The sequence below is a fragment of the Actinophytocola sp. genome (genome assembly GCF_036002505.1).
Classification (GTDB): Bacteria; Actinomycetota; Actinomycetes; order Mycobacteriales; family Pseudonocardiaceae; genus DASYTH01.
Genome location: NZ_DASYTH010000205.1, coordinates 47280 through 57105, shown reverse-complemented (window position 1 = coordinate 57105; position 9826 = coordinate 47280). Strand labels below are relative to the sequence as shown.

The 9826-nt window shown below is 70.6% G+C and carries 8 protein-coding genes and 1 pseudogene; 6 read left to right on the top strand and 3 right to left on the bottom strand.

Annotated features, from left to right (window positions below; translation table 11 throughout):
* The 5 genes and pseudogenes from VGR06_RS17715 to VGR06_RS17695 all read left to right on the top strand — a co-directional run.
* Positions 1 to 211, top strand: a 211-nt coding sequence (locus VGR06_RS17715) for a hypothetical protein (protein ID WP_327560185.1), incomplete at its 5' end; no start/stop codon positions are given.
* Positions 212 to 419: 208 nt separating this feature from the next.
* Positions 420 to 1724 carry an ISL3 family transposase gene (locus VGR06_RS17710; protein ID WP_327560184.1) on the top strand — a complete coding sequence of 435 codons (1305 nt, stop codon included), beginning with the start codon at positions 420 to 422 and terminating at the stop codon, positions 1722 to 1724.
* Positions 1725 to 1758: 34 nt separating this feature from the next.
* Entirely contained in the window at positions 1759 to 2280 is a 522-nt protein-coding gene (locus VGR06_RS17705; RefSeq protein WP_327560183.1) for a hypothetical protein, read from the top strand.
* Positions 2281 to 2487: 207 nt separating this feature from the next.
* Positions 2488 to 2775, top strand: a pseudogene (locus VGR06_RS17700) (AMP-binding protein); the annotation flags it as partial.
* A gap of 242 nt (positions 2776 to 3017) precedes the next feature.
* On the top strand, positions 3018 to 3272 hold the full coding sequence (locus tag VGR06_RS17695; protein WP_327560190.1) for an AMP-binding enzyme: 255 nt from the start codon (positions 3018 to 3020) through the stop codon (positions 3270 to 3272).
* Here the strand turns inward: VGR06_RS17695 and VGR06_RS17690 are convergent.
* Together VGR06_RS17690 and VGR06_RS17685 are read right to left on the bottom strand one after the other, a co-directional pair.
* Positions 3247 to 4344 (bottom strand): alpha/beta hydrolase, encoded by a 1098-nt coding sequence (locus tag VGR06_RS17690; protein WP_327560182.1) that lies wholly within the window; start codon positions 4342 to 4344, stop codon positions 3247 to 3249. The two genes, VGR06_RS17695 and VGR06_RS17690, sit on opposite strands and share 26 nt — an antisense overlap.
* 3 nt (positions 4345 to 4347) lie before the next feature.
* Positions 4348 to 4983, bottom strand: coding sequence for an AAA family ATPase (locus tag VGR06_RS17685; protein WP_327560181.1), 636 nt, complete (start codon positions 4981 to 4983; stop codon positions 4348 to 4350).
* Positions 4984 to 5151: 168 nt separating this feature from the next.
* On the opposite strand from VGR06_RS17685, the gene VGR06_RS17680 reads away from it, so the two are divergent.
* Positions 5152 to 6225, top strand: a complete 1074-nt coding sequence (locus VGR06_RS17680) for a YncE family protein (RefSeq protein WP_327560180.1) — start codon at positions 5152 to 5154, stop codon at positions 6223 to 6225.
* 583 nt (positions 6226 to 6808) lie between these two features.
* Here the strand turns inward: VGR06_RS17680 and VGR06_RS17675 are convergent.
* Positions 6809 to 9820, bottom strand: coding sequence for a helix-turn-helix transcriptional regulator (locus VGR06_RS17675; protein WP_327560179.1), 3012 nt, complete (start codon positions 9818 to 9820; stop codon positions 6809 to 6811).
* Positions 9821 to 9826 lie beyond the last annotated feature (6 nt).

The window sequence follows — 9826 nt, the reverse complement described above, 5'->3', positions numbered from 1 at the left end:
CCGGCTCACCGACGAACTACGCGGCATGCTCGTCGACGACGCACCCAAAGGCTGGCTCGCCGTCCAATACGCCACCCGCAAACTCGGAGTCTCCCGCCAAACCATATTGCAGCGTGTCAAGCGCGGAGAGCTCCAAGCCGTCCTCACCCGCACCGGCCGCAAAAAAGGCCTGCGTATCAACGTCCCCCACCCACAAGACCGGCTGTTTTGATCACGACAATCAACGAAAGGAGCAGTATGACCATGCCTCCAAAAAGGGGTCTTCGAAGTTGACCGGGCAAGGGTGGTTCCGGCCTGGCGGGTTGGTTACTTGCGGTAGTTGTTGTGGGGTGTTGTGGCCCCCGGGTGACGGGCGTCCGTAGTCCTTCGTGATCATGACTGTTGTCTAGGCAGTCGATCATGAAGAACTACGGACGCGAGTGAACGATACGACGTTGTTGCTGGGGTTGCCCGGTGTGGTGGTCGATCGGGTCGAGGTTGATTCGGATGGGACCCGGGTGGTGCATGTGGCCACGATGGACGCGCCGCGGGTTTGTCCGTCGTGTGGTGTGCCTTCTGTCTCGGTGAAGGGGTGGGTCACGACCGGGCCGCGTGATGTGCCGTTTCCTGTCGGGGCGCGGTTGGTGTGGCGGAAACGGCGGTGGCGGTGCCGGGAATCGGCGTGTGTGCGGTCCTCGTTCACCGAGTCGGTGCCCCAGATCCCGTCCCGGAAGCGGGTGACCGGCCGGCTTCGCGCCGCAGCGGGAGGCGCGGTGGCCGACGGGGCTCGCACGGTGGCGCAGGCGGCGCGGGATTTTGGCCTGTCCTGGCCGGTGGTCCATGCGGCGTTCCTCGACCATGCCGCGGCGGTGTTGCCCGAGGAGCCGCAACCGGTGGCCGCGCTGGGAATCGACGAAACCCGCCGGGGCAAGCCGCGGTTCGCCGTCGATCCCGAGACCGGGGCGCTGGAGCAGGTCACCGACCGTTGGCACACCGGATTTGTTGACCTGACTGGGAAACAGGGATTGCTGGGCCAGGTCGAGGGTCGCTCCAGCGGTGATGCCGGGTCCTGGCTGGCTGCCAGAACACAGGCGTGGCGCGATGGTGTCCAGGCTGTCGCGATCGACATGTGTTCGGCCTTCCGGGCGGCGGTGCGCGAGCATCTACCCCACGCGACGCTGGTGGTCGACCATTTCCACGTCGTACAACTGGCCAACCAGGTGGTCAGTTCGGTGCGCCGCAAGGCAACCACAAAGCTGCGCGGGCGTCGGGTCCGCAAAGAAGACCCCGAATACGGGCTGCGCCGGCGCCTGCTGCGCAACCGTGAAGACCTGACCCCCGAGAAGTTCATCGACATGTGGAACCGCCTGGCCGACCTCGGGCCAGCCGGGACCGAGGTCCTGACCGCCTGGATCGCAAAAGAAGAACTCCGCACCCTGCTGGCCCTGGCCCGAAAGGGCACCGACCGGCACCGGATCTCCCACCAGCTATGGACTTTCTACCGCTGGTGCGCCGACACCGACATCACCGAACTACACCGCCTCGCCACGACCATCCAGGACTGGTGGCCCCAGATCGAAGCCTTCATCCACACCGGCATCACCAACGCCGCCAGCGAAGGCATCAACCGGCTGATCAAACTCGAAGCCCGCAACGCCTTCGGCTTCCGCAACGCCACCAACCAGCGCCTACGATCACGCTGCGCAACCACCCGCGCCGCCCGACACCAAGCAAAGCCCGGTTAACTTCGAAGACCCGGTTAACTTCGAAGACCCTGTGATGGCCGTGCCGAAGACCACCCGATTCATCGACCCGGAAGGCGACACGGTCCAGTGCGACGAACTCGCCGGACGGTTGCGCCGAAATGTGTGGCAACGCCGCGCGTGCGGGATCGGTTCGAAAGGCTTCCGCGTCTACGACTGGGCTCTCACCGACTCTGCTGAACCCGACCACCAATACCTGATCCGCCGATCTATCGACGATGGTGAACTCGCGTTCTACCACTGCCACAACCCGAACCACGCAGGATTCGGAGAACTCGTGAACGTGGCCGGAGCGCGCTGGCCCATCGAGGAATGTTTCGGCTCCGGCAAAAATGAAGTCGGACTCGACAACTACCAAGTCCGCACCTGGGACGCCTGGCACCGACATATCACCCTCGCCATGCTCGCCCACACCTTCCTCGCCGTCACCGCACACAAAACGAAAAAAGGGGATCCCGCCGAACCGAACAGCCACATCGGCGGCAACATCCACCCGGCGAACCAGAAACCGCGGCCCCCATCTACCGACGTCTCATAGCGCTCACACTCGCCGAAATCCGCCGACTCCTCAACCTCATTCACCGCGACGAACCCGCCATCAACCACGGCCTGCACTGGTCAGTCTGGCGCCGCTGGCACCAAACCCAAGCCCGCCGAGCCCACATCCGACGCCGCCTCCGACTCCAGACCCTAATGATCTAGCCCTGTAGTACTAGGCGCTTTCGAGTTTGGCCAGCATGGTCGCCGCGAAGCGATCAGGGACAACGTCCACCGTCTGTCCTATATGGACTTACGGGATCAGGTCCTCGATCTCGCGGTCGCGCTGCGCGAGCACGGGGTGTGTCCGGGGATGTCGGTCGCGGTGCTGATCATGCTTCCGGTCGAGGGGCCGGCCGTGCAGTTCGCGTTGCACCTGCTGGGCTGCCGGACGGTATGGCTGAAGCCGGGTAGCGCGCGCCGGGAGATGCTGGCCTACCTCGAGCAGACGGGGCCGGATGTGTTCCTGTACGACCCGCGGCGCGGGCCGAGCTGAGCCGGGACCTGGCGCGTGAGCTGGCGCCGGCACCCGTGCTCTGCCTCGGCCCGGGCGGCATCGGCCCGGACCACGGACCATTGTGGACGGTTGGGTGCGCACCCAGGACCTCGGATATCTCTACGCGGACGGCTACCTGTACCTCGTCGGCCGGAGTCAGGACATGATCATCACCAGGCACGGCGCGCGGAAGATGTTCCCCCGGCCGATCGAGGACGCGCTCACCGCCCACCCGAAGGGTCCTGGCGGCCGCGGTGATCGGCGTCCCGGATCCCGAGCTCGGCGAGGCCGGGCACGCCTTCGTGGTGCCGGACGGCGATCTCGCGCCGAGCGTCGAGGAGCTGCGCGACCGGGTGACCGAGGAACTGCCGCCGTTCTGCGCGCCGCGGTCGGTCGACGTCGTCGACGGCCTGCCGTTCGTGGGCATCGGCAAGGTGGACCGGAAGGCGTTGCGCGCCCGGCACGACACGATCAAGCCGGCCCTTGCTGGAAGGTGATCTCCGGGAAGTCGGCCGCCGGCCCGGTGAGCAGGCGTCGGGGGATGCCGCGCAGGTGCTGGTCGAGGAACGCGGTGACGTAGGTGCGGGTCAGCTGGATGCCGCGGACGGGGTCCAGGGGCATGGGCAGGTCGACGCCGGACTGGTGGACGAGGAGGTCGAGGTCGGTGAACGAGTAGTGGTCGGCGCCGGTGACGGTGAGCCAGCGTTTCCAGCCCGACAGGTGCGGCCACACGGCGTCCCAGGACGGATCGAACGTGCCGCCTGGGGAATGGTCGTCGAGGGTGCCGAGCAGGAGGAACGGGCGGGTGAGCGGGTCGGTGGGCACCATCGGGCCGTCGAGGTTGACGCCGGCGTCGACGCGGGAGTCGGCGCGCATCATGGTGGCCGCCGCGTCCCCACCCATGGAGTGCCCGACGACGGCGACGCGGTGCTCATCGACGAGGGGGTGGTGGCGTAGCTGGTCGAGCACGAAGGACAGGTCGGCGGCGCGGTTGACGGCGATGGGGGCGTTGCCGATCTGGCCGGGCAGGTCGCAGGCCGCGCACGGGAGCACGCCGCCGGGGAACTTCGTGGCGACCGACTCGAAGGCGTGGTCGACGGCGGCGGTGACGTAGCCGTGGGAGGCGAGGTCCTCGGCGAGGGCGGTCAGCGTGTGGCGGGGAACGGTGAACCCGGGCGACAACAGGACGAGCGGGTGCCGGCAGGGGAGTGGTCGGGCGTGGGTGCGTGACCAGGTACGGGTGCCGGCCAGCCGTTCCGCGGTGAACTCCGGACCGAGCTGGGCGAAGTCCACGAGCGCGGCGGCCTCGGCGATGTCCATGTACGGGGCCGGGTCGCCGGTGCCGCGCACGGCCGGGTAGTACAGGGAGACCATGAGCTGACGCGGCCCCGCCTCGGGCACCCAGGGATCGGCGCGGTCGCGATCGGTGAGGGCCAGGGTGGTGCGCCCGACGGCGGCCGGCCCCGTGGGCGCGGGAAGGGACAGGCCAACGGTGGCCGCGGCGGTGGACAGCGGTAAGACGCTCAGCGCCGCCACGACGGCGGCTGTCACGACCAATGGTTTTCGCACGCGTCAACTGTGCCCGGGACCGGGTAAGCGGAACATCCGGAAACACCCCGACCGCCACCCGGAGACAACCCCTGAACGATGGCGGGGAGATCGCCCGCGCAGCCGTTCAACCGTCTGCCGGACCAGAGCGGCGCGGTCGCCCAGCGGACCCGCGGGCACCTCGACGAGCTCGAACCCGAGTTCACGGTAGGTATCCTCGTGCAGTCGCTCGAAGACCAGCGAGTCCTCGAAGCTGATCCGCCTGGCCGCGGTGGCCGCCACGAATCCCAGATTGCGGACGAAGAAGACCGTCGGCTCGTACACGCCCTCCGCCACGACCCGATCGACCTCGCGGGCGAGCAGGGACGACGCCGTCAGGCCGAGGAACCGGCTCAACGCCAGCGTGCACACCGGCGAGCGGTCGAAGAAGACCCCGGCACCCGCGGCCGCCCGAACAGAACCCTGCCGTTGCCGCTGCAAGGTGACGATCTTGTCGATGAAGTCGTGATCGTGCCACGGTTCCGCGCGGCCGAGGGCCTGATCGAGGGCGATGGTGTCGGTCGCGGCCTCCTCGACGACGACATACCCGTTGACCTCCAAAAGGCGGAGAACGGCCGTCTTCCCGGCCCCGGGGGCGCCGGTCAGGACAAATCTCGGCATCACGACTCCTGTCATTCTTTGGGCACACCTGTGCCGGCAAAGACCACCGGGCGGGGTCCACAGTGATCCATAAGGGAAACCCGCCGCCCTAGGTGAGTTCGCCCGTTTCGGCGATGCCGGCGGCGGCCCTAAAGTCACCGCCACGCCACGACTTCAGGGGGTTCCTTTATGGGCAGCAATGGGTGGAAGCGCGCCGTGGCGACGCTGGGCGCCGTGCTGGCAACCCTCGCCTTCACGGCTTCTCCGGCAACGGCCGCCGGCGGGGCGACGCGCGGTTTGCTGGTCGACACCAAGGATCGCACGCTGGTGGCGTTCGATCCGGCGACCAACACGATCACCAACCGGATCCCCTCCGACTTCTTCCTGGAATACGCGGTGCGGCCCGACGGCCAGGAGATCTACGCCACCGACGACGTGCACGACCGCGTCGTGGTGGTCTCCACCGCCACGATGTCCATCGTGGCCAGCATTCCGGTCCGGCCGGACCCGGCCGGCGTGGCGTTCACCCCGGACAGCCGCCGGGCCTACGTCAGCAACGACGGCTCCGGTTCGGTGACCGCGATCGACACCACGACCCGCCAGATCATCCGGGTCATCCCCACCGACCAGCCAGGCCTACCGGCGGCATCCCCCGACGGCACCCGGATCTACGTCGCCACGGACACCGGAACCCTCGCCTCACGCAAGCTCACCATCATCAGCACCGCCACCAACACGGTCCAGGGGACCATCCCCCTCACCGTCGGCAACAGCCTGCTCAACAACCTGGCGGTCTCCCCCAACGGCCGCTTCGTCCTCATCCGCACCGGCGCCCTCGTCGACACCACCGCCGACACCGTGGTCCGCACCATCCCCATGGGCGTGCTCCCCACCGATTTCCTGTTCTCCCCCGACAGCGCCAGCATCTACCTCGCCGACCTCTGCGCCGACCGCTCCCGCGGAGCCCTCCGCCAGATCAGCGTCACCACCGGCCAAACCCTCCGAACCCTGATCGCCGGCCGCTGGCCGAGCAGCGCCGCACTCAGCCCCGACGCCACCCGCCTCTACGTCGTCGTCGACGCCTTCCGCGCCATCCTCGAACTCAACACCTCCACCGGCGCCATCCTCGACACCTTCGGCGCCTTCCCCGCCACCCACGCCTCCACCCTCACCCGCATCAGACTCTCCGCCACCATCCCCACCACCCCCCGCGGCGAACGCCTCCCACCCGAACCACCCCGCTTCAACCCCTGCGCCCCATGACCGCACCAGCACGTCCCGCACTCAACTGGATGAAATGTCCATTCCGGAATGGTGACCACGGCCAGCGTCCGGGGAGCCCGTCGGAAGGGCCCTGGGGGTTGCCCCCAGAGAACACGACGGACGACCCGGTCCGCGCTTCCACGGGCGCACCTCTGCTGAAGACGTGGAGCTGACGGGTGGTTTGAAGGGTGAGTTCTGACTCTGGCCACTTTCCGTGAAGAGCTCTTCGATCGCTTGAGCGATTGACGTGTCGGGTCAGGGCCGTTTCAAGATCGTTTGGGTAGCGCCTCAGGCGGTGCTACCCGAGGCCGGTGGCGTGCCGGTGGTGCTGAGCCGTGCGGCACCTCAGGGTCCATTGTGGAGTGGATGCGAGGAAGGCGTCCTTTCTCACGCCCAGCGTGAGGAAAGCGTCCTTCGTCGCACTCAGGTGATCTTGAAACAGCCGTGCCTTTCGGGTGCGCAACGTCGCAGGTGGGAAGCGCTGCCGCACGCCGCGGGCCACTCTCCGCCCGGGTCTCGGGCGGCGGGTTCACGGAGTTTGTGCCAGGGCCGGCAAAGCAACCCACCCACCCGCGCCAATCCCTCAGGAAAGCTTGCCCGGCTGCTCGAGCAGGCCCCGTTCGTGGGCGATCGCCACCGCCTCGGCCCGGTTGCTCGCGCCGAGCTTCGCCATGATCCGCGACAGGTGCACGCTCACCGTCTTCTCGCTGATGAACAGCTCCGCGCCGACCGCCCGGTTCGTCCGGCCCAGTGCGACCAGCCCGAGTACCGCCCGTTCCCGCGGGGTGAACGGGTCGATCTCGTCCCGCGGCACCTCCCCCTCGCCGAGCGGGATGCGCCCGCGCCGGGCCAGCCGCCGCACCGCGTCCCGCAGTGGCCGCGCGCCCAGCCGGTCGGCCACCTCGTGCGCCGCCTTCAGCTCGGCCGCGGCGTCCTCCCGGTGGTCCGCGCCGAGCAGCGCCGCGGCCAGCCGCCACCGGCAGACCGCCTGCTCGTACACCGCGCCGTAACTGAACGCGTCCACCGCGGTCCGCCACAACGCCACGTCCCCGGCCCCGGCCAGCCGGCTCGCCTCGGCCTCCGCCCGGGCCAGCCAGGCCCGCCCCTCCGGACCCAACTCTCCGGTCCGCGGCGTGCCCATCTCCGCGGTCTCCCGCGCGAGCTCGGCGAGCTCCGTCCCGTCCCGCCGGGCGTCGCCGGCCGCGGACCCGTCCCGGCGCGCCGTCGCCCGGGCTACCAGGTCGGCCGCCGCGGCCACCCCCAGCGCGCCCAGCCGGATCCCGGCGGTCAGCCGGTCGTCGGTCACCTGCCGCACGTGGTCCAGCGTGTCCCGGATCGCGGCGACGCCCTGCTCCGGCCGGCCCTGCCAGCAGGCCAGCTCGGCCGCGACCCCGCCCATGGTCAGCGCGATCAGCAGGTCGCGGTGCCACTCCGGGCGCAGCTCCGTGACCACCCGGGCGGCCTCGGTGAGCTGCCCGCGGCCGACCATGAGGTACGCGCCGGCCGCGGCCAGCCGGGCCGAGACCGTGCCGGACACCCGGTGCCCGGGCGGCTCGGTGGCGGCCTGCGCCCCGTCCCAGTCGCCGGTCACGTACTTGGCGATCGCCTGCAGGACCCGCAGCTCGAGGCCGTAGGCGCTCCAGCTCAACCCGGTGCTCCGGGCCCGCTCGACCCCCTCGTCCAGCACCCGCACCGCCTCGGCGAGATGGCCCTGCTCGTAGCGGTTGATCGCCAGGTTGAACCGGGCGCGCAGCTCCGTGGTCAGCGCGTTGACCTCGGCCGCCCGCCGCATCGCCTCGACCAGCCGGTCCCGGCTCTGTTCGACCCGCCCGGCCAGCTCGTCCAGCGCGGCCAGCGTCGTCAGCGCGTCCGCCTCCGGCCCCGGCGCGTCCGCCTCGCGCGCGACCCGGACCGCCAGCTCCGCCCGCTCCCGCGCGGCGTCCACCCGGTCGGCGTTGCGCTCGATCACCGCGGACACCGCCAGCACCCAGGCCTTGGTGTAGCTGGACGGGCGGTCCGCGACCAGCGCCCAGGCCGCCCGGATGACCTCACTCGCCTCCGCCTCGCGACCGTCCATCACGGACAGCGCCTTGGCCAGCCGGCGCCGCACCTCCGCTCCCGCCTCCGGGTCGACGCCCTCGTCATGCTTGACCGCGGACCGGGCGAATGCCACCGACCGCTCCGGATCCCCTGAGGTGCCGGCAAACCAGGACGCCCGGCGCAGCAGCGCCGGTTCGTCCACATCGGCCGGACGATCCATCTCAGGCACCACGTGCCACAGGTCCAGCGCCCGCTCCAGGTGCTCCAGCGCCTCCGCAGGCGCGCCCAGCCGGCCGGCCTCCTCGGCCGCACGCACCGACGCGGCCAGCGCCACCGGCAGCGCGTGGCTCTCCCTGCTGTGGTGCGCCAGGGCCGCCGCCGCGCCCCGGGCGCCCTGCTCGGCCGCCAGCTCCCGGGCGTACGCGGCGTGCAGCCGGACCCGCTCGCCGGGCAGCAGGTCGCCGTAGACCGCCTCGCGGAGCAGGGCGTGCCGGAAGGTATAGACCTCCCCGTCGCCGGCCAGCAGGATGTAGTGCTGCACCGCTTCCCGCAGCGCCTCCTCGAGTTCCAGCTCTCCGAGCCCGGCCACGGCGCGCAGCCGGCTGTGCGCCACCCGGCGCCCGGACACCGACGCGACCCTGACCAGCTTCTGGCCGGCCGGGCTGAGCCGCTCGACCCGCGCCAGCAGCACGTCCACCAGGGTCGCGGGCATGCCGCCACCGCACTCGACGTAGGTGGCCAGCAGCTCCTCGGCGAAGAACGCGTTGCCCTCGGAGCGGGTGGCGAGCTCGCGCAGCGCCTCGTCCGGCACCCGGTCCTCGGCCAGCGCCGCCACGAACCGCCGGGCGTCGGCGGTGCCCAGCGGGGCCAGCTCCAGCCGCTCCACCGCGGGCAGCCGGACCAGCTCGGCCAGCAGCGGCCGCAGCGGGTGCCGGCGGTGCAGGTCGTCGCCGCGGTAGGTGCCGATGACCAGCAGCCGCTGCGCACGCAGCCGCGAGCAGAGGAACGAGAGCAGGCGGCGGGTCGACCCGTCCGCCCAGTGCAGGTCCTCCAGGATCAGCACCACCGGTCCGCGCCCGGCGAGATCGCCCAGCAGGCCGTGCACCGCGTCGAAGATCTGCAGCTGGCCGACGTCCTGCTCGGACCGCGTCCCGGCGCCGGCACCGACCGGCAGCGGCAGGCCGGTGACCAGCGAGCCGGGCGCGGGCGAGGCCGGCAGGGCGCTGTCCGGAAACAGCGTGGCCAGGCCCGGGTGGGCCCGCACGGCGGCGTCCCGGTCCGGGATCTGGGCCAGGGCCTCGGCGAACGGCAGGTAGGCCAGGCCGGTCTCGGTCGCGTCCAGGCAGCGCCCGGTCAGCACCAGCGCGTCCTTGTCCCGGGCAAGGGTGGCGAGCTCCTCGGTGAGCCGGGTCTTGCCCACCCCGGCGTCACCGGCGATCAGCATCGCGACCGCCGACCCACTCGCGGCCTGTTCGAACGCGACACGCAGCCGGTCCAGCTCCCGGCCGCGCGCCACCAGGGGAACCCCCGACCCGAGGCGCGGCATATCCATCATGCTGGC